This is a genomic window from Methylocapsa sp. S129, from assembly GCF_009765995.1.
GTDB lineage: Bacteria > Pseudomonadota > Alphaproteobacteria > Rhizobiales > Beijerinckiaceae > Roseiarcus.
Genome location: NZ_LMUI01000059.1, coordinates 169211 through 186928, shown reverse-complemented (window position 1 = coordinate 186928; position 17718 = coordinate 169211). Strand labels below are relative to the sequence as shown.

General features: G+C 64.0%; 20 protein-coding genes and 1 tRNA gene. 11 read left to right on the top strand and 10 right to left on the bottom strand.

What is annotated here, in order from left to right; translation table 11 throughout:
• The first annotated feature begins 18 nt into the window (after nt 1-18).
• The gene (locus tag GSQ90_RS29440; protein WP_246731832.1) at nt 19-834 is read left to right on the top strand and encodes an SDR family NAD(P)-dependent oxidoreductase; all 816 of its coding nucleotides are present in this window, start codon (nt 19-21) and stop codon (nt 832-834) included.
• Nucleotides 835-937: 103 nt separating this feature from the next.
• On the opposite strand, the gene GSQ90_RS29435 is transcribed toward GSQ90_RS29440, so the two are convergent.
• The 3 genes from GSQ90_RS29435 to GSQ90_RS29425 form a co-directional block, all read right to left on the bottom strand.
• Nucleotides 938-1012 (bottom strand) — tRNA-Thr (locus GSQ90_RS29435).
• A gap of 124 nt (nt 1013-1136) precedes the next feature.
• Complete coding sequence (locus tag GSQ90_RS29430; protein ID WP_158818548.1) at nt 1137-1532, bottom strand: MAPEG family protein; 396 nt, start codon at nt 1530-1532, stop codon at nt 1137-1139.
• A gap of 94 nt (nt 1533-1626) precedes the next feature.
• Entirely contained in the window at nt 1627-2019 is a 393-nt protein-coding gene (locus GSQ90_RS29425) for a cupin domain-containing protein (RefSeq protein ID WP_210255011.1), read from the bottom strand.
• A gap of 119 nt (nt 2020-2138) precedes the next feature.
• On the opposite strand from GSQ90_RS29425, the gene pyrE reads away from it, so the two are divergent.
• The 6 genes from pyrE (at nt 2139) to GSQ90_RS29395 (ending at nt 7877) form a co-directional block, all read left to right on the top strand.
• Complete coding sequence (gene pyrE / locus GSQ90_RS29420; protein WP_158818745.1) at nt 2139-2729, top strand: orotate phosphoribosyltransferase; 591 nt, start codon at nt 2139-2141, stop codon at nt 2727-2729.
• A gap of 47 nt (nt 2730-2776) precedes the next feature.
• Entirely contained in the window at nt 2777-3526 is a 750-nt protein-coding gene (locus tag GSQ90_RS29415; RefSeq protein ID WP_158818547.1) for a pyridoxine 5'-phosphate synthase, read from the top strand.
• A 6-nt stretch (nt 3527-3532) separates the two neighbouring features.
• Complete coding sequence (gene acpS, locus GSQ90_RS29410; RefSeq protein ID WP_158818546.1) at nt 3533-3931, top strand: holo-ACP synthase; 399 nt, start codon at nt 3533-3535, stop codon at nt 3929-3931.
• 208 nt (nt 3932-4139) lie between these two features.
• Nucleotides 4140-6383, top strand: coding sequence for a DNA topoisomerase IV subunit A (gene parC / locus GSQ90_RS29405; RefSeq protein ID WP_158818545.1), 2244 nt, complete (start codon nt 4140-4142; stop codon nt 6381-6383).
• Between the two features lie 47 nt (nt 6384-6430).
• Nucleotides 6431-7333 (top strand): RNA polymerase sigma factor, encoded by a 903-nt coding sequence (locus GSQ90_RS29400; RefSeq protein ID WP_158818544.1) that lies wholly within the window; start codon nt 6431-6433, stop codon nt 7331-7333.
• 121 nt (nt 7334-7454) lie between these two features.
• Nucleotides 7455-7877 carry a GFA family protein gene (locus GSQ90_RS29395; RefSeq protein WP_158818543.1) on the top strand — a complete coding sequence of 141 codons (423 nt, stop codon included), beginning with the start codon at nt 7455-7457 and terminating at the stop codon, nt 7875-7877.
• 113 nt (nt 7878-7990) lie between these two features.
• On the opposite strand, the gene GSQ90_RS29390 is transcribed toward GSQ90_RS29395, so the two are convergent.
• Nucleotides 7991-9019 carry a sugar ABC transporter substrate-binding protein gene (locus tag GSQ90_RS29390; RefSeq protein WP_158818542.1) on the bottom strand — a complete coding sequence of 343 codons (1029 nt, stop codon included), beginning with the start codon at nt 9017-9019 and terminating at the stop codon, nt 7991-7993.
• A 379-nt stretch (nt 9020-9398) separates the two neighbouring features.
• Between GSQ90_RS29390 and GSQ90_RS29385 the strand changes: the two genes are divergently transcribed.
• Genes GSQ90_RS29385 through GSQ90_RS29375 form a run of 3 tightly spaced genes read left to right on the top strand, consistent with a single transcriptional unit; the run spans nt 9399 to nt 12413 of the window.
• Nucleotides 9399-10634 (top strand): ROK family transcriptional regulator, encoded by a 1236-nt coding sequence (locus GSQ90_RS29385; RefSeq protein ID WP_158818541.1) that lies wholly within the window; start codon nt 9399-9401, stop codon nt 10632-10634.
• Nucleotides 10635-10668: 34 nt separating this feature from the next.
• Nucleotides 10669-11583 carry an ROK family protein gene (locus GSQ90_RS29380; protein ID WP_246731831.1) on the top strand — a complete coding sequence of 305 codons (915 nt, stop codon included), beginning with the start codon at nt 10669-10671 and terminating at the stop codon, nt 11581-11583.
• A gap of 35 nt (nt 11584-11618) precedes the next feature.
• Nucleotides 11619-12413 (top strand): inositol monophosphatase, encoded by a 795-nt coding sequence (locus GSQ90_RS29375; RefSeq protein ID WP_158818540.1) that lies wholly within the window; start codon nt 11619-11621, stop codon nt 12411-12413.
• Between the two features lie 145 nt (nt 12414-12558).
• Here the strand turns inward: GSQ90_RS29375 and GSQ90_RS29370 are convergent, their stop codons facing one another.
• Complete coding sequence (locus GSQ90_RS29370) at nt 12559-12843, bottom strand: hypothetical protein (protein ID WP_158818539.1); 285 nt, start codon at nt 12841-12843, stop codon at nt 12559-12561.
• 344 nt (nt 12844-13187) lie between these two features.
• A complete protein-coding gene (locus GSQ90_RS29365; protein ID WP_158818538.1) occupies nt 13188-13694 on the bottom strand; it encodes a MarR family winged helix-turn-helix transcriptional regulator in 507 nt (168 codons plus the stop codon).
• 67 nt (nt 13695-13761) lie between these two features.
• Here GSQ90_RS29365 and GSQ90_RS29360 point away from each other — a divergent pair, with 67 nt between their 5' ends.
• Nucleotides 13762-14166 carry a GFA family protein gene (locus tag GSQ90_RS29360; RefSeq protein ID WP_158818537.1) on the top strand — a complete coding sequence of 135 codons (405 nt, stop codon included), beginning with the start codon at nt 13762-13764 and terminating at the stop codon, nt 14164-14166.
• Nucleotides 14167-14364: 198 nt separating this feature from the next.
• Here GSQ90_RS29360 and GSQ90_RS29355 read toward each other — a convergent pair whose 3' ends face one another.
• The 4 genes from GSQ90_RS29355 to GSQ90_RS29340 all read right to left on the bottom strand — a co-directional run bounded on the left by GSQ90_RS29355 (nt 14365) and on the right by GSQ90_RS29340 (nt 17641).
• Complete coding sequence (locus GSQ90_RS29355; protein ID WP_158818536.1) at nt 14365-14637, bottom strand: hypothetical protein; 273 nt, start codon at nt 14635-14637, stop codon at nt 14365-14367.
• A gap of 627 nt (nt 14638-15264) precedes the next feature.
• Nucleotides 15265-16140 carry an aldo/keto reductase family oxidoreductase gene (locus tag GSQ90_RS29350; protein WP_158818535.1) on the bottom strand — a complete coding sequence of 292 codons (876 nt, stop codon included), beginning with the start codon at nt 16138-16140 and terminating at the stop codon, nt 15265-15267.
• Nucleotides 16141-16303: 163 nt separating this feature from the next.
• A complete protein-coding gene (locus GSQ90_RS29345) occupies nt 16304-16696 on the bottom strand; it encodes a luciferase family protein (protein WP_158818534.1) in 393 nt (130 codons plus the stop codon).
• A 60-nt stretch (nt 16697-16756) separates the two neighbouring features.
• Complete coding sequence (locus GSQ90_RS29340) at nt 16757-17641, bottom strand: NAD(P)H-binding protein (RefSeq protein WP_158818533.1); 885 nt, start codon at nt 17639-17641, stop codon at nt 16757-16759.
• Between the last annotated feature and the right edge of the window lie 77 nt (nt 17642-17718).

The following is a 17718-nucleotide window of genomic DNA, read 5'->3' as shown; positions in this document are numbered from 1 at the left end:
TGAATGTCAGGCATTCGCATGAAGGACTTCGCCATGGAGCATACAGGGCCGGCCAATCCGAAATTCCCCGAACTTGCGGGAGCGCGGGCGATCGTAACGGGCGGCGCGACCGGAATCGGACGCGCCATCGCGGCGGCGCTGTCGCGCCAGGAGGTGCGCGTCGCCATTGGCGACATCGATCAGAAGGCGGCGGAACGCGCGGCCGATGAACTTGGCGGCGGCGCTGTCGCCTTTGCCGTGGACGTGCGTCAAAGGGAATCGGTGCAGGCGGGATTCGACGGCGTCGCGCGGATGTTTGGCGGCTACGACATTTTGGTGGCGAACGCCGGCGTTTCCACGATGCGGCATGCGCTGGAATTGACGGATGAAGAGTGGGACTTCAATTTCGCCGTCAATACCCGCGGCGTCTTTCTTTCGAACCAGATCGCGGCTCGGCATTTTGTCGATTCGGGAAGCGGGACGATCGTCAATACCGCCTCGCTGGCGGCGAAAGTCGGCGCGCCGCTGCTCGCTCATTACTCGGCGAGCAAGTTTGCCGTGCTTGGCTGGACGCAGGCGCTGGCGCGCGAACTCGCGCCCAAAGGGATTCGCGTCAACGCCGTCTGTCCCGGCTTCGTGAAAACCAGCATGCAGACGCGCGAGGTCGAATGGGAAGCCAAACTGCGCGGGATCGCGCCCGAACAGGTGATCAAGGAATATATTGCCCAGACGCCGTTAGGCCGGCTGGAAGCGCCCGAAGATGTGGCGGATGTGGTTGTATTCCTGTGCTCCAATTCGGCGCGCTTCATGACAGGGCAGGGCGTCAATGTGACGGGCGGCGTTTATACGACGTGAATCATGCGACCGCGCTTTTCGATCTGATTGGCCAGCCCGCGTTTTAAGACCGGTTTATTCAAGCGGCGTTCAAACGGTCTTTTCTCTAAATAATTGATATCATTGGTGCCGGATGAGGGAATCGAACCCCCGACCTTCGGTTTACAAAACCGCTGCACTACCGCTGTGCTAATCCGGCATTTCCCAATATCAGGCTGCGCGTCGCGCGCTTTGTCGCCGCCAGCAGCGGACAAATAGGACGCGGGACGGCGGCGGACAAGGAAAACTTCCGCACCCGGCGCCGCCATCGTTGTTCGCCGCCGTCAGATGGTGTGCAGCATCGCTTTGACGACGCCGACGAAGGCGCCCACCCAGAGCAGGGCCGCGGCGATCGCCTGGATGTAAAAACCGCGGCCGCGCTTTTCGGCGGCTTCGGCATAGTCGCGCGCGTAGAGGAAGCGCCCGGCGATCCAGACCACGCCAAGCGCCGCCGCGCCGGGATCGCTGATATAAATGGCGGCGAGCCAGAGCGCGGGCAGGAAGATCGGCAGCCATTCCAGCGTATTGGCCTGGACGCGCACCGCCCGTTCGAAAGCGGGATCGCCGACCATGCTCGGCGCCTTGATGCCCGCTTTGACGCGGGCCTGGCTCACGGGGACGCTGAGGAGCGCGTAAAACAGCACGGCGAGCAATGTCGCCAAAGCGGTGAAATGAGGCATGGGGGATCCGATTCTGCGGGATGGCGGCGGACCGTAGCGAGCGGGACGCCGATTGCCTAGGCGTCCCGCTTTAATCGTCGCGCCTTGAACCGCCTCAGACGGTCGCCGCCCAATGGCCCTCGACGCGCTCGGCCTCCTCTGCGCCCGGCCAGGGAGGCATGGTGATGGCGAGGAAGGTCAGGGGCGCCTCGCCGGTCGCCCGGAACTGAAAGGCCGTTCCCAGCGGAATCGTCAGCGAAACGCCGGGCTCGACATCGATGAGGCTTTCCTGCGCGCCGAACCGGCGCCAGATCTGGCCGCGGCCGCCGAGAAAAAACCAGATTTCCTCGACGCTCTTATGCGTCACCGCATGCGAGACGGCGCCGGCCGGCAGTTCGAAATGAGCGAGGCTGCCGCCCGCCAGCGTGGGCAGCAGGCGCACCAGCGTTCCGTCGGGCGCGGTCGCGTCGGGTTTTTCGGGCAGGCGGATGGATTCGAGTTCGCGCATCGGGCGGCTCCGGCATTGGCGTTGCAAGAATCCTGCGCATGAGATCGGGCGATGCGCAATGGCGGGCTTTGGCGCCAACGCGTCGCCTGCTATGAAGGCGCATGGCCGAATCCGAAATCCTGACCGAAACCGAAGTCCTCGACGAATTCCGCGCGGCGGGCGCCTTGCTTGAAGGGCATTTCATTCTGTCCTCGGGGCTGCATTCGCCCGTCTTTCTGCAAAAGATGTTCATCTTTCAGGACCCGGCGCGCACCGAGCGCCTGTGCCGCGCGCTCGCCCTCAAGGCGCGCGGGGCGTTCGGCAAAATCGACGTCGTCGTCTCGCCTGCTTTGGGCGGCATCGTGCCGGGCTATGAGACGGCGCGCTGGCTCGGCGCCAAGGCGATCTTCGTCGAGCGCGAGGCGGGCGTGTTCAAGCTGCGCCGCGGCTTTGAGATCGCGCCGGGCGCGCGCGTTCTGATGGTCGAGGACATCATCACCACGGGTCTTTCTTCGCGCGAATGTCTCGCCGCCATCGCCGAACATCCTGGCGTCATCATCGGCGCCGCCTGTCTCATCGATCGCTCGGGGGGCAAGGCCGATATCGGGGTGCGGCGAGTTTCTCTCGCCACCCTCGACATTCCCAATTATGCGCCCGACGCGCTGCCGCCCGATCTTGCCGCAACCCCGGCTATCAAGCCGGGCAGCCGGGCGAGCGTCGGCGCGGTGTAAGCAGGCGCGCGGATTTGGATCGCCGCGAGAATTGAAAGGACCGCCGCGTGGCTCCCCTTCGACTTGGCGTCAATATCGATCACGTCGCCACCGTGCGCAATGCGCGGGGCGGCGCATTGCCCGATCCCGTACGCGCCGCGCTGATCGCCATTGAGGCGGGCGCCGACGGCATCACCGCCCATTTGCGCGAGGATCGCCGGCATATTCACGACGACGATATGATCCGCCTGAAGCGCGAGATTTCGAAACCGCTGAATTTTGAAATGGCGGCGACCGAGCAGATGCTCGACATCGCGCTGCGCCTCAAGCCGCATGCCTGCTGCCTGGTGCCGGAAAAGCGCACCGAGCGCACGACGGAGGGCGGGCTCGATGTTTTGGGCGGCCACAATCACTTAAAGCCTTTCGTCGCCGAGCTGAAACGCGCCGGCATTCGCGTGTCGATGTTCATCGAGCCTTCGGGCGAGGCGCTCGAGGCTTCCGCGTCGGCGGGCGCGCCGGTCGTCGAATTGCACACCGGCGCCTGGTGCGATGCGCTCGCGCAAGGGGAGGCCGCGCGCGCCGCGCATGAGTTTGAGCGCCTGCGCGCCGCCGCGGCGCAAACGGCGGCGCTTGGGCTCGAATGCCACGCCGGCCATGGCCTCGACTTCGACAGCGCGCGCACGATCGCCGCGCTGCCGCAGATTGTGGAGCTGAATATCGGGCATTTCCTGATCGGCGAGGCGATCTTCGTCGGCCTCGCCCATAGCGTGAAGGCGATGCGCATCGCGATGACCGAGGGGCGCGCCCATGCCGGTTGAACGGCTGTGATTGTCGGCATCGGCGCTGACCTCTGCGACATCAACCGGATCGAGGAGACGCTTGCCCGCTTTGGCGAGCGCTTCGTGGCGCGTTGCTTCACCGATATCGAGCGCAGGCGCTCCGAGCGCCGGGCGACCCGCGCCGCTTCCTACGCCAAGCGTTTCGCGGCCAAGGAAGCCTGCGCCAAGGCGCTCGGCACGGGCCTGCGCCATGGCGTGTTCTGGCGCGATATGGGGGTGGTCAACCTGCCATCGGGGCAGCCGACAATGCGCCTGACGGGCGGCGCAGCAGCGCGGCTGGCGGCGATCATGCCGGCCGGCTGTGAACCTTTCATTCACCTGACGATCACGGATGAGCATCCGCTGGCGCAGGCTTTTGTGGTGATCGAGGCGCGGCCGAAATAACTCCCTTCTCCCGCTTCGCGGGAGAAGGTGGCCCGACGAAGTCGGGTCGGATGAGGGCCCGGAAGCTGGGCGCGACGGAAAAAGGGCCATCACGCCGAGAGGCCCTCATCCGGCGCTGCGCGCCACCTTCTCCCGCGAAGCGGGAGAAGGGGTTCCACGTTCATAACCGACCTTGCCCCGACTCAGCTCCTCGTCTACCCCTCCCGCCATGGCCAAAGCCGCTCCCCCTCCCGCGCCCCTGGCGCCCGTCAATGTCAATCTGCGCGACGCGCTCGAAGAGCGCTATCTCGCCTATGCGCTCTCGACCATTATGGGCCGCGCTCTGCCCGACGCGCGGGACGGGCTGAAGCCCGTCCATCGCCGCATTCTCTACGGGATGCATATTCTCAAGCTCGATCCCGGCACGGCGTTCAAGAAATGCGCCAAAATCGTCGGCGATGTGATGGGCTCGTTCCATCCCCATGGCGACCAGGCGATTTACGACGCGTTGGTGCGGCTCGCCCAGGATTTCTCCTCGCGCTACCCCCTTGTCGAAGGCCAGGGCAATTTCGGCAATATCGACGGCGATAACGCCGCCGCCTATCGCTATACCGAAGCGCGGATGACCGATGTCGCGGGCCTGCTGCTCGAGGGGATCGATGAGGATTCGATCGACTGGCGCGACAATTATTCAGGCGACGCCAAAGAGCCGATCGTCCTGCCCGCCGCCATTCCCAATCTGCTCGCCAATGGATCGCAGGGCATTGCGGTGGGCATGGCGACGTCGATCCCGCCGCATAATGTGGCGGAGCTTTGCGATGCGGCGCTCTATCTGATCGCCCATCCCAAGGCGGGATCGGAGCAATTGATGGCCTTCGTGCCTGGCCCGGATTTCCCGACTGGCGGCATCATCATCGACGAGCGGCCGGCGATCGCGGAGACCTATCGCACCGGGCGCGGTTCGTTCCGGGTGCGCGCGCGCTGGACCAAGGAGGAGACGGGGCGGGGCGGCTGGGTCGCGATCGTCACGGAAATTCCCTATGGCGTGCAGAAGTCGCGGTTGATCGAACAGCTCGCCAATCTGCTCAATGAGCGCAAGGCGCTGCTGCTGGGCGACGTGCGCGACGAATCGACCGAAGACGTGCGTATCGTGCTGGAGCCCAAGAGCCGCACGGTCGAGCCCGCCACGCTGATGGAATCCCTGTTCAAGCTTTCCGAGCTTGAGACGCGCATTCCGATGAATATGAATGTCCTTGTCGATGGCATCACGCCGCGCGTGGTGAGCCTCGCCGAGGCCTTGCAGCAATGGCTCGACCATCGCCGCGAGGTGCTGCTGCGCCGCTCCAGGCATCGTCTCGCCGCGATCGAACGCCGGCTCGAAATGCTGGCGGGCATGATCATCGTCTTCCTCAATCTCGACGAGGTGATCCGCATCATCCGCGAGGAGGACGAGCCGAAGGACGTTCTGAAAGCGCGCTTTTCGCTGAGCGAGGCGCAGGTCAATTACGTCCTCGACACGCGCCTGCGCGCCCTGCGCCGGCTCGAAGAAATGGCGCTGAAAAAGGAGCAGGCCGATCTTCTCAAGGAGAAGGCCGACATCGAAAAGCTGCTCGGCGACGAAAAGAAGCAATGGCAGACGATCGCCTATCAGATCCGCGACACCAAGAAGAAATACGGTCCCGAGACCAAGCTCGGCAAGCGGCGCACTTCGTTCGAAGCCGCGCCCGATGTCGTCGTCGCCGATCTCGCCGAGGCGATGATCGAGCGCGAGCCGGTGACGGTGCTGGTTTCGCAAAAGGGCTGGATACGCGCGCTGAAAGGCCATCTGACCGACCTGTCGACACTGGCCTTCAAAGGCGACGACGCGCTGAAAATCTCGTTCTTCGCCGAGACGACATCGAAAATCCTGGTGCTCGCCAGCAATGGCAAGGCGTTCACGCTGGAAGCCTCCAAACTGCCGGGCGGGCGCGGGCAGGGCGAGCCGATCCGCCTAATGGCCGACCTTGACGAGGGCTCTGACATCGTCGCCGTCTGGCCGCATAGACCGGGCGCCAAAATGCTGGTGGCGTCGAGCGACGGGCGCGGCTTTGTCGTCGCGCAGGACGAAATGCTGTCCTCGACGCGCAAGGGCAGGGCGCTCCTCAATGTCGATGCGCCGGCGACGGCGAGCGTCGCGACGCCGGCCGACGGCGACCATGTCGCCGTCATCGGCGACAATCGCAAGCTGCTGGTTTTCCCGCTCGCCCAGGCGCCCGAAATGGCGCGCGGCAAGGGGGTGCGCCTGCAGCGCTACAAGGACGGCGGTCTTGCCGATGCGCGCGTGTTCGCGCTGAAAGAGGGGCTGACCTGGCGCGATTCCTCGCAGCGCAACTGGACGGTCGCCGCCGCCGAGCTCAAGGATTGGATCGGCAATCGCGCCGAAGCGGGGCGTCTGCCGCCGAAGGGATTTCCCAGGAACAATCGGTTCGGGTGAAGGCGCGGCGACGTATCCTGGAGGCGTCCGGCTGCGTAGTGGTCGCTATGAACAATCCATTCGATCTTGACTCGACCGGCCTTTTCGAAGCGCGCTATGTCGCGTTTCTGGAAACGATCGTTCACTTGCGCCCGCGGCTGCATCGCTATTGCGCGCGCATGACCGGCTCCGCGCTCGATGGCGAAGACGTGATGCAGGAGGCCTTGTTCGAGGCCTATCGCAAGCTCGATACATTCGACGACAGCCGGCCGCTCAGCCCGTGGCTGTTCCGGATCGTCCACAATCGCTGCATCGATTTCCTGCGCCGGCGCGAGGTGCGGCAGGAGGCCGAAGCCGCCGCCGCGGCCCCCGATTCCGTGATGCCGGTTGACCTCCCTGGCCGCGAGGTCGACCGCGCAGTCGAGCGTCTGGTGGTCAATCTGCCGCCCAAAGAGCGCGCCTGTGTGCTGCTGAAGGACGTCTTCGACTATTCGCTCGACGAAATCGCCGATCTCGTCGACTCTACCGTTGGCGGCGTGAAAGCGGCGCTCAGCCGCGGGCGCGCCAAACTGGCGACGCTGACCGACGCGCCGCGCGCCGAGCCCGCGGCGAATGCGGAGCTTGTGGAATTGCTTCGCCTCTATGTCGAGCGCTTCAATCGGCGCGACTGGGACGGCGTGCGCGAACTCGCGAGCGCCGATGCGCGGCTGCGCGTCGCCGATTGTTTCGCCGGACGCCTCGCCGACTCGCCTTATTTCGTCGAATATGAGCGCCCGATCATCCCCTGGCGCATGGCGCTCGGCGAGGTGGATGGCGAAACGGCCGTCATCATCATGCGCGACGACGCCGATGGCTTGACGCCATTCTCGGTGATCCGCCTTGGCGTGGCCGGCGACCGCGTCGTGCGCATCGTCGACTACATCAAATGTCCCTGGCTTCTTGAAGCGGCCGCCTCCGTCGCGGTGGCTTAGGCGGGCTGCCGCGTGGCGGACAGAGGAACCCGGTCTTCGCGTATCTCGCGGCGCTCGGGGCACGTAATAGGAGCGCAACCTCGTCGAGCCGGGTTTCGACGACAAAGGAGAAGGCTCCAATATGACTTTGAAAACACATTCGGGCGCTTGCCATTGCGGCGCGGTTCGCTTCGAAGCGGATGTCGACATCGCCGAGGGAACAATAAAGTGCAATTGTTCGAGCTGTACGAAAGCGCGATCCTGGCTGGTATTCACGCCGGCCGCTCGCTTCCGGCTCACAGCGGGCGTCGATTCCCAGGCGGATTATCAATGGACGCCGCCGGGGCGCGAGCGGCCGACAATTCTCTTTCACTTTTGCAAGACTTGCGGCGTTCGCACGCCTGGGCGCGGCGAGATCGAAGCCCTGGGCGGCGCCTTTTACGCCGTCCAGGTTTCCTTGCTCAACGATGTCGACCCCGACGAGTTGGCGGCGGCGCCGATCCGCTATGTCGATGGCCGCCATGATCGTTTCGACCGGCCGCCGGCTGACATTCGTTTTCTATAGTATCCAGGCGACGGGGGCCTGCGGCTTGATCCCCTCTTAACGCATTCGGCGCTCGCAAGACAGGTCTTGCGAGCGCCGAGATTGACTTGTCGCGGTTTGGTCGCCCGCCGGGATCAGCCCCAGCAGAGCTTGGCGCCTTCCGCGGTGTCGATCGACTTCACGCCAGCGGCGGGATGGTCGGTGATGAGCGTGGCGCCGGTGTCGACAAAGTCGCTGCCGGGCGTGTTGGCGGGCTTCTTGCCGCTCTTGGCGAATTCGACGATCGCCTCGACGCCCTTTGAGGCCATCAGCAGCGGATATTGCTGAGACGTGGCGCCGATGACGCCCTCCTTGACGCTTTTGACGCCCGGGCAGCCGCCGTCGATGGCGACGACCAGCACGCCCTTTTCGCGGCCTGCCGCCTTTAGCGCGGCATAGCCGCCCGTCGCCGCCGGTTCGTTGATCGCGTAAACGACGTTGATCTCCGAGGCCTTCTGCAGAATGTTCTCCATCGCCTTGCGGCCGCCTTCCTCCGAACCTTCGGTGACGTCGGAGCCGGCGATCTGCGGGCTGTCGCTCACGGCGAAATGTTTCGGGTTCTTGACCGGAATGCCAAAGCCGGTGAGGAAGCCATTGTGGCGGAGATAGTCGACCGACGGCTCATTGGCTTCCGCGTCCAGCGTCGCGATCTTCGCGGTCGCCGCCTTGTCGCCGAGCTGCGCCTTCGCCCATTGTCCGATCAGCATGCCCGCCTTGAAATTGTCCGTTGCGAAAGTCGCGTCGGCGGCGGTGATCGGGTCGAGCGGCGTATCGAGCGCGATGACCAGCAGACCCGCCTTGCGCGCCTTCTCGACGGACGGCACGATCGCCGCCGAATCGGCGGGCGTGATCATAAAACCCTTGGCGCCGGCGGCGATCAGGGATTCGATGGCGGCGACCTGGCTGTCATTGTCGCCGTCCGCCTTGCCGGCATAGGCCTGCAATCTGACGCCGAGCTCCTTGGCTTTGGCTTCCGCGCCTTGCTTCATCTTGACGAAGAAAGGGTTGGTGTCGGTCTTGGTGATGAGGCCGATGAGCGGCTGATCCGTCATCGCGGACGCCCCGCTGAAGGCGGTGAGCAATGCCGAGCAGATGAGAGCGCGTATAGGCGTTTTGTTGAACATCTCATTTCTCTCCCTATAGTTTTCGACGATGAGCAGGTTTGCCTGCTGTTCTGTTTTGTCTTGCCTGGTTACAGCCAGACGACGATTTTATGTTGGATAAATGGGCGGGCGCGGTGAGCGCAGACCATTCAGGCGCATAAAGACAACCATCGATTTTCTGATGTGTCAATAGATAAGTCGGAATGATTTATTTATTGACTCGCTGGAGTCGATGCGCTTATGTCGCGTCTCTATCGGCCCGGGAGGACGCCTGTTGAAACAAGTCCGCGACATCGACAGGATCGCGTCCGTCAGACCCGCGCGTCCTAGCGCGGCCTGCCGCATCGCGGCCGCGCCGGTGCGATTCCGGGCGGCCTCGTAAGGCGAACCGGGAGGCTCCATGCCAAGCGATATCAGCGCGGTTGCGCATGAAGGGAGCGACGACGGCCTGCCGACGCGCGGCACCAATCAGTCTGGCGTCAAGCTCTACAATGAGCGCCTCATTCTGTCGTTGGTCAGAACGCGCGGCGGGCTCTCCAAAGTCGAGATCGCACGCATCACCGGGCTTTCGCCGCAGACGAGCTCGGTGATCATGAAGCAGCTCGAAAGCGACGGCTTGCTGCTGAAGCAGAAACCGCAGCGGGGCAAGGTCGGCCAGCCGTCCGTGCCCTTATCGCTCAATCCGGAAGGTTCATTCTCGATCGGCTTCAAGTTCGGACGCCGAAGCGCCGATCTCGTTCTGATGGATTTCGTCGGCGCGGTGCGGCGGGTCGTTCGATCGACCTATGCCTATCCCGAACCGCGCCAGCTCGAACGTTTCGTTCGCTCGGGCGTCGAGGAGATCACGGCGCCGCTGACGGAGGCGCAAAAGGCGCGCATATGCGGGCTCGGCATCGCGGCGCCGTTCGAAATGTGGAGTTGGGAGGCCGAGGTCGGCACGCCGCATGCGGTGATGGAAGCGTGGCGCCATTACGATATCGCCGGCGAAGTGCGCAAGATCGTACCTTGGCCGGTGCATTTCTGCAAGGACGCCACCGCGGCATGCGCCGCCGAACTCTCATTCGGCCGCCGCACCCGTTACGCGAACTTTCTCTATGTGTTCGTCGCCACGCTGATTGGTGGCGGCGTCGTGCTGAACGGCAGCCTCTATCCCGGCCGCGCCGGCTACGCCGGCTCGCTCGGATCGGTGCTGATTCCCGATTTCGCCTCTGAAAGCCGCGCCGCCCGGCGGCTCATTCACAGCGCGTCGCTCTATGTCCTCGAGAACATGATCCGGCGCGACGGAAAGGATCCGGCGATCCTCAGTCAGGCCGACGACTGGAGCAGCCTCGGCGCGCCGCTGGAAGCATGGATCGAGCAGGTTTCCGACAGCTTGAGCATGGCGATCGGTTCGGCGATCGCGGTCATCGATTTCGAGGCGATTGTCATCGACGGCGCCTTCCCCGCGGCGGTTCGCGCCGAAATCGTCAAGAGGACGCGCGAAAAAATGCAAGGGATCGACATGCAGGGCGTGGCGCCGATCGACATCGTCGAAGGCAGCATGGGCCGCGACGCCCGCGTGCTGGGCGCCGCCAGTCTGCCGCTGCTCGCCAGCTTCTCTCATGATCGCGATCTCCTGTTCCGGATGGATGCATAAGACGGCGGAACGGGCGATTTCCGCGCGAGGCAACATGCAAGAGGATGCAATGCTGATCGGCATCGATTGGGGCGGCACGAAAATCGAAGGCGTAGCGTTGACGCCCGCTGGCAAAGAGCTTGTCAGGGTGCGCGAGGATACGCCGCGCCATGATTATCATGGATGCATTCGCCTCATCGGCGACCTGATCGCGCGCATCGAGACAGAGACGGGCCAGTCCGGGCCCGTCGGCATCGGCATTCCCGGCTCGCTTGAACCAAAGTCGCGCCTCGGCAAGGGCGCCAGTTCGACCTGGCTGCTCGGCCAACCCGTCGAGAAGGATCTGCGCGCGGCGCTGAAGCGCGAGATCCGCGTCGAGAACGACGCCGATTGTCTGGCCGCTTCCGAGGCGGTCGATGGCGCAGGGGTGGGGTTCAATGTCGTTTTCGCGGTGATTCTGGGCAGCGGCGCCGGCGCTGGAATCGCGGTCGGGGGCAGGGCGCATCACGGACCCAACAATAGCGCGGGCGACTGGGGCCATAATCCGCTACCGTTCCCGGCCGTCAGCGAGATTCCTGGCGCGCCTTGCTATTGCGGAAAATATGGCTGCATGGAGACCTGGGTGTCGGGACGCGCGTTTCAGGCCGACTTCGCCAGGCATAGCCAGCAGGACCTGAGCGCCGCGGAAATCGTCGCGAAAATGCGGGCGGGCGATCCGCTGGCGCGCCTCGTCTGGCGCCGCTACGTCGACCGCGTCGCGCGAGGCCTGTCGATCGTCGTCAACACGCTGGACCCCGATATTTTCGTGATGGGCGGCGGGATGTCCAATATCGACGAACTCTATGTCGATCTTCCCGGCGCTCTCGCCAGCTACACCTTCTCGCCGGTCTTCGAGACGCCGATCCGCAAGGCGGCGCATGGGGATTCGAGCGGCGTACGCGGCGCCGCCTGGCTCTGGAAAGACGCCTGACCCCCCTTCAACCGCGATACGCTCAGGACAACACGATGGACGCCGCTTCTCTCCAGCATCGCTTCGCCTTCGCTTCCGGTCTGATCGAGGAAGCGGGCGCGCTGGCGCTCGGCTATTTCCGCGATCTCGGATCGCTTCACGTCGAGAGCAAAGGCCAGCAGGACATGGCGAGCGAGGCGGACGTCAATACCGAAATCCTGATCCGCGATCGTTTGAAGCAAATGTTTCCAGAAGACGGCTTCCTCGGAGAGGAGACCGGCCGGGACGATCTGCAGGCTTTTGAAGCCATCTGGGTCGTCGATCCGATCGATGGCACGCAACCCTTTGTCAGTGGAATGAGCGGATGGTGCGTTTCGATCGCGCTCGTCGTCAATGGCGTGCTGGAAATGGGCTTCGTCTCCAGCCCGGCGCGCGATGAATTGTTCATCGGCCGCCGCGGCGGGCAGGCGACTCTCAACGGCAAGCCGATCCGCGTCAGCGGCGCGTCGAGGCTGGACGATGGCATCGTCGGCGTCGGCTATTCGCCGCGCGTGCGTCCCGATGCGTTCCTGCCTCTGTTCAGCCGACTGTTGCGTGAAGGCGCGATGTTCTATCGCGATGGCTCAGGGGCGTTGACGCTGTGTTACATCGCCTGTGGCCGGCTGATCGGCTATGTCGAACCGCACATCAATTCCTGGGACTGTCTCGGCGCTCTCGCCATCATCGAGGCCGCCGGCGGCAAGGTCAGCGACTTTCTCGCTGAGGACGGCCTATGGAAGGGCAATCGCCTGATCGCCGGCCCGCCGAGCCTTTATCCAGCGCTCCTGGCTCTGTTCGACGAGGCGCGATAGTTGCCGGTTCTTCAACGAGCAGGTACGTCAGAAGTTTGGCGCCGTGACGCAGCGGGTTTGACGCCGCCTTCGAAAAAGCCGCGATCGGCGTCCCGGCAAAGCCGCGGGCGCCGATCGCGGCGCGGTTTCAATGACGGCGAACGGCTTATTGCGCTTGCTTGATCAGTTCGTCGTATGTGCCGCAGATCTTGTCCCAATCGACGGCGCCGCCGGCCGTCATCTGAGCCTGGTAGGATTGCATGACCGGCTGCATCTTCACCATCAGCGCCTGTCCCTGTGTCGGGTCTTTCGCCATCTTGGCCTGAAGCAATTGGCTGAGCTGTCCGCCCTTCGCCATCACGTCTTGCTGCGTGCATGCGGCATGGGCAAGCCCGGGCGCAACGGCCAGAGTCGTCAGAACGACAGCAGTCACGATTTTTTGAACGATCATCCTACGTTTTCTCCTTTGAGTCGGCAGTAAATCTATCCACCGACGAGACGCCGGCGGTTTCGAAACGACCGAGAATGCGGCGGATTAAGCTGCAGTCTCCGCCGAGGGGGCCAATCTGCGCCGCCCGTTCGCGCCATTACTTGATCATTCGCCCGTGTTCCAGCGAATAAGATCAACGATCGAGGTCTGGTTTATCGTTTCGATTTTGGATCGCGATGCGGATATATTTCCGTCGCAAAAGTCAGCTAAAGGCCGCGATTCTCGCGCGGCAATTTCGCGACGACATATCGGAGCGCCGCTCGGCGCCTTTTAGCTAGGAGATCGCGGCGGACCGTCTCGCCGCTCTATTCATCCTCCGCTCGCGCCTTGAGCGCATCGAGAACGCGGCTGAGTACGACGCCGGCCTCGCGCAGACGATTCTCGCCGAGCTCGGCGCCCAGAGCGTTCGCCCATACGGCTTGGCGCGCCTTGATGGCGTCGAGGACCTTGCGCCCCTTGGGCGTCAGCACCAGAAGTTTGGCGCGCAGATGCGCGGGATTGTCCTCGTACCTCGCCAGGCCATCCGCTTCGATGAGGTCGGCAAGGCGCTGCACGCCCTGGCGCGCGAGACCGAGGGCGCGCGCGATCTGCGCCACCGACATATTCGCATGGTCCGCGGCGGCCAGCACCTGCCAGCGGGCGCTCGTCTGGCCAGCAGGCTTGGCGAGCGCGTCGCCCGCTATCGTCAGATGGCCGGCAAGCTGGAGAACGCCGATCGCCAGCGCGGCGAAGGCGTCGCCGGCGGGCGAACGGCCAGGCTTGGCTGCGCCGCTATTGACAACATGTTGTCGTTTCGCTAGATCTTTGCTCATGACAACATGTTGTCATATGGCGCGTCGCGGCGCAATGGGGCGGCCGCGTAAACCGAGGGATTGGCGGATGATGAAAACTTACAAGGGCGGCTGCCATTGCGGCAAAGTTCATTTCGAGGCCGACATCGATCTGGCCGCGGGAACGGGCAAATGCAATTGCTCGATCTGCGCCAAGAAACGCAACTGGGGCGTCATCGTAAAACCAGACGCTTTCCGGCTGCTGAGCGGCGAGGACGATTTGTCGGATTATCAGTTCGGCACGAATTCCATGCATCACCTGTTCTGCAAGCGATGCGGCATCCATTCATTCGGGCGCGGTCATCTCGACATCCTGGGCGGCGATTTTTACGGGGTTAATCTTAGCTGTCTCGACGACGCCGATCCCGCCGAACTCGCCAGCGCCCCCGTGCGCTATTCCGACGGGCGTCACAACAATTGGGGGGCGACTCCTGAAGAGACCAGGCATCTCTGAAGGCGACCTGGCGATTTCGCGCCTGCCGCGCGCCGGCTTGACCTCCGGCCCGTCGCTCGGCTTGCGCAAACAAAAGCCCCGGGAAACAGATGTTTCCCGGGGCTTCTCTATGAAAAGCGATTGAAATCAGGTCTCTCCCAATCGCTCCTCATCGGCCTTTCGGGCCCCCCAGCCCCCAGGCGCGTTCGTCGTAGGGCTTTATTTCCAGCCCGATTCCTTGTCGCAAGCCGCCATTTCCGTCGGATGGGTCTTTTCCCAAGCGGTGACCGAGAGCGTTTCGCTCGATGACATCTTGCCGTTCATGCAGGAGCAATAGGCGGCGACCACTTCGGGCGTCGCGCCTTCCCGCTTGTTGTCGTTGACGCATTTCTTGATCCAGGCGGCGTCGTCGCCATCGGCGAAGGCGGGGCTGACGGCGGAGAGCGAAACGAAAGAGGTAGCGATCAACAACACGGCGGCGGCGAGTTTCATGACAGGCTCCAGTGAAGGGACGCGGATGCGGCCCGAAAGGCAGGCGAGGCGAAAGAAACCTCGGGGCCGGCTGCGATATGCGCGGAACACAACGATCTCGAACAAACCGATTGGCTTTACGCGTGAGATCATTTCGAAGTTGAGCAGGTCGTGATGGGCGCCGAGACGGATCCGCGAGGCGTTTGCGGCTTCGATCCCGACGAGAATCCCCCCTGCGCTTCCAGAATTCCTGAATATTACAAAGCGACGCCGATGTTTTTACTTCACGAATATAAGAAAAATGTGCAGAAAAGGCAATCGAAATTCGTTAAGGCGGGCTAACTTTTATTGGGAGGGGTTTGCGCCGGTTCCGGGCGCCGCGCCCAGAGGCGGGCTCGCGCCAAAAAGACGGTCTGTCCGCCGGGCGCGGCGCCCGGGCGGCGCCGGCCTCGAAGCTCCACCGGGATCGTGGGCGGAGGCGGGAAGGGGCGTTTAGGCGCCGCTTGCCATGGGCGGGATGGCCGCTTCCCAGTCGCCAAAAACGGCGCTGTGTCGCGTCCCGGGGCGATCCGAACTGACGCGCATGGCGGCGGCGCAGGCGCTAGACGCCGCCGAACAAACGGATCGCCCCAAGTCTTTCGCTTACGCTCAGGCGGCGGCGCTCGCCACGCCATCGAGCGCCTTCAGCGCATCGTCCGGCAGATCGAGTTCGGCCGCGGCGAGGTTCTCACGCAGATGCGCGAGGGACGACGTCCCGGGGATCAGCAGGATGTTCGGCGCGCGGCGCAGCAGCCAGGCGAGCGCGACCTGCATCGGCGTGGCGCCGAGGCGCGCGGCGACGTCGGACAAGGTCGACGATTGCAGGGGGGTGAACCCGCCGAGCGGGAAGAACGGGACATAGGCGGTGCCGTCGCGGGCGAGCTGGTCGATCAGGGAATCGTCGGCCCGCTGCGCCAGATTATACTGGTTCTGCACGCAGACGATCTCGGCGATGCGGCGTCCCTCCGCAATCTGGGTGGACGTGACATTGCTCAGCCCGATGTGACGCACCAGACCCTGCCGCTGCAGTCCAGCCAGAACCGTAAGCGGCGCCTCGATCGACCCTTCGGCGGGGCCGTGGACGCTGAACATGATCCGAAGATTGACAACATCCAGCACGTCGAGCCCGAGATTGCGCAGATTGTCGTGCACCGCCTGGGTCAGGGCTTCGGGCGAGAAGGCCGGGAGCCATGAGCCGCCCTCGCCGCGCCGGGCGCCGATCTTGGTGACGATGACGAGATCGTCGCGATAGGGATGGAGCGCTTCGCGGATGCTCTCGTTGGTGACATGCGGGCCATAGAAATCGCTCGTGTCGATGTGGTTGACGCCGCTGGCGACCGCTTCGCGCAGCACCGCCAACGCCGCGGCGTGATCCTTAGGCGGCCCGTACACGCCCGGTCCCGCGAGCTGCATGGCGCCGTAGCCGAGCCGCTTCACGCTGCAGCCGCCGAGGGGGAACGCGCCGGACTGGTCGATATTGGACATGATGGCTCTCCTTTGAAGGCGAAGCGAAGATAGTGGGCGCCGGCGCTCGCGATAATGGGCTACAATCCGCACAGGTTGTGCGGAGCAGCGAACAATGAAGGCCGATCTGGGCGATCTGAACGCCTTTGTGGCGGCGCATGAGCCGGCGCCCATCGGCGCGTTGTCAGTTCGCGCGCCGGAGCCGTTCGTAGTTGCGTCGGAATAGCGCGATGGCGGCGGCGGGACCGATGGTCTGGACGTCCTCGCATACCCAGCCCCGCTGGTAATGGAACGGGCGGGCCAGGCGTTCGGCGATCAAAGCCTTGCCGAGGCTTGGGCTCGTCGCGAGATGGAGCGCGCCATCGAGATGGATATGACCGAGTTCCTCTTCGCCGAAGTAGAAGTCGATCCCATCGACCCGCGATGGGTGGAACAGATCCCAATGCACGGTCGCAATCACCCCAGGCCAGCCGGCGATGGCGTCCGCCACCGTCCTGAGCGGCCCGTCGAGCGCCGGCGGCGGTTTCACCGGCCCCTTGTCGGCTCGCGCGAGTGTCCCAAGCGCACGCTCAGTCATGGGCAAACTCCCTTTCATGAATGCCATCCGTAGCAATCTTCCCGATATCCGGCGGGCGCATCAGCTCAATACCGCCGGTTTCAGCACGTCCTCGCACCATTGCCGGAAGCTGGTCGGCGTGGTCGATTGCGGGGCGCGCGGCTCGGCATTGTCGAGGCCTTGGTTTTTGGCTTCCAGCATGTCGACCATGGCCTGCGCCATCGCCTCGGAATAGCCGTTGCCCAGCAGCCTTGAACGAACGGCCTCGCCGGGAATTTGCTGGAAGCGCACAGGTTTGCCCAGCACGTCGGACATGATTTGCGCCATGTCGTTGAACGACAGGTCCTCGGGGCCGAGCACGGGCGCAATGGCCTGGCCGCTCCAAGACGGATCGACGAGGAGCTTGGCGGCGACCGCGGCGATGTCCCGCGTGGCGCAGGTCGGGGCCTTGCGGTCCCCGGCGATCGGCCAGAAGAATAGGCCCTGGTTCCTGATCGGCTCCACCTGGCGAAGCATGTTGTCCATGAATCCAGGCATCGTCAGCGCCCGGAAGCTCACGCCCGTGCTCGCGATCAGGTCGTCCATTTTCAAGGAGGCTGTCACATGTCCGGCGTTCCTGGCCAATGCGGTCCCGCGACCGAGGGCCGAGATTCCGACCACCCGCTTGATCCCATGGCTCTGGAAAGCGGCGCATGCGGGCCGGCTGAAGTCGACATAGGCGGCCTCGACGCTCTCGGCCCGAGGGTCCGCGGAAACGAGCCAGAACACCGCGTCGGCGCCAGCAAACGCCCGGTTGACGACATCGCTGTCGCCATGGGAGCCCTGCACGACCTCAACGCGGTCGCGTATTTCCGGAGACAGGCGAGAGGGGTCGCGCGCGATCACGCGAATCGGTTCGCCGCTGGGAAGGATGTTCTGGAGCACCTGCCGGCCGATAGCGCCCGTGGGTGTGGTGACGACGATCATGACATTCTATCTCTTGGTGAATCGAGAAGTAAACTATACCGTACCGTATACTTTTTGTCAAACAGACAGATACAGGC

Excerpts from the sequence above, each read along its gene's own strand:
- GSQ90_RS29440 (WP_246731832.1), top strand. The coding sequence starts at position 19 with ATGAAGGACTTCGCCATGGAGCATACAGGGCCGGCCAATCCGAAATTC.
- GSQ90_RS29430 (WP_158818548.1), bottom strand. The coding sequence starts at position 1,532 with ATGCCTCATTTCACCGCTTTGGCGACATTGCTCGCCGTGCTGTTTTAC.
- GSQ90_RS29425 (WP_210255011.1), bottom strand. The coding sequence starts at position 2,019 with ATGCGCGAACTCGAATCCATCCGCCTGCCCGAAAAACCCGACGCGACC.
- parC (WP_158818545.1), top strand. The coding sequence starts at position 4,140 with ATGGCCAAAGCCGCTCCCCCTCCCGCGCCCCTGGCGCCCGTCAATGTC.
- GSQ90_RS29400 (WP_158818544.1), top strand. The coding sequence starts at position 6,431 with ATGAACAATCCATTCGATCTTGACTCGACCGGCCTTTTCGAAGCGCGC.
- GSQ90_RS29395 (WP_158818543.1), top strand. The coding sequence starts at position 7,455 with ATGACTTTGAAAACACATTCGGGCGCTTGCCATTGCGGCGCGGTTCGC.
- GSQ90_RS29390 (WP_158818542.1), bottom strand. The coding sequence starts at position 9,019 with ATGTTCAACAAAACGCCTATACGCGCTCTCATCTGCTCGGCATTGCTC.
- GSQ90_RS29385 (WP_158818541.1), top strand. The coding sequence starts at position 9,399 with ATGCCAAGCGATATCAGCGCGGTTGCGCATGAAGGGAGCGACGACGGC.
- GSQ90_RS29380 (WP_246731831.1), top strand. The coding sequence starts at position 10,669 with ATGCAAGAGGATGCAATGCTGATCGGCATCGATTGGGGCGGCACGAAA.
- GSQ90_RS29375 (WP_158818540.1), top strand. The coding sequence starts at position 11,619 with ATGGACGCCGCTTCTCTCCAGCATCGCTTCGCCTTCGCTTCCGGTCTG.
- GSQ90_RS29370 (WP_158818539.1), bottom strand. The coding sequence starts at position 12,843 with ATGATCGTTCAAAAAATCGTGACTGCTGTCGTTCTGACGACTCTGGCC.
- GSQ90_RS29365 (WP_158818538.1), bottom strand. The coding sequence starts at position 13,694 with ATGAGCAAAGATCTAGCGAAACGACAACATGTTGTCAATAGCGGCGCA.
- GSQ90_RS29360 (WP_158818537.1), top strand. The coding sequence starts at position 13,762 with ATGATGAAAACTTACAAGGGCGGCTGCCATTGCGGCAAAGTTCATTTC.
- GSQ90_RS29355 (WP_158818536.1), bottom strand. The coding sequence starts at position 14,637 with ATGAAACTCGCCGCCGCCGTGTTGTTGATCGCTACCTCTTTCGTTTCG.
- GSQ90_RS29350 (WP_158818535.1), bottom strand. The coding sequence starts at position 16,140 with ATGTCCAATATCGACCAGTCCGGCGCGTTCCCCCTCGGCGGCTGCAGC.
- GSQ90_RS29345 (WP_158818534.1), bottom strand. The coding sequence starts at position 16,696 with ATGACTGAGCGTGCGCTTGGGACACTCGCGCGAGCCGACAAGGGGCCG.
- GSQ90_RS29340 (WP_158818533.1), bottom strand. The coding sequence starts at position 17,641 with ATGATCGTCGTCACCACACCCACGGGCGCTATCGGCCGGCAGGTGCTC.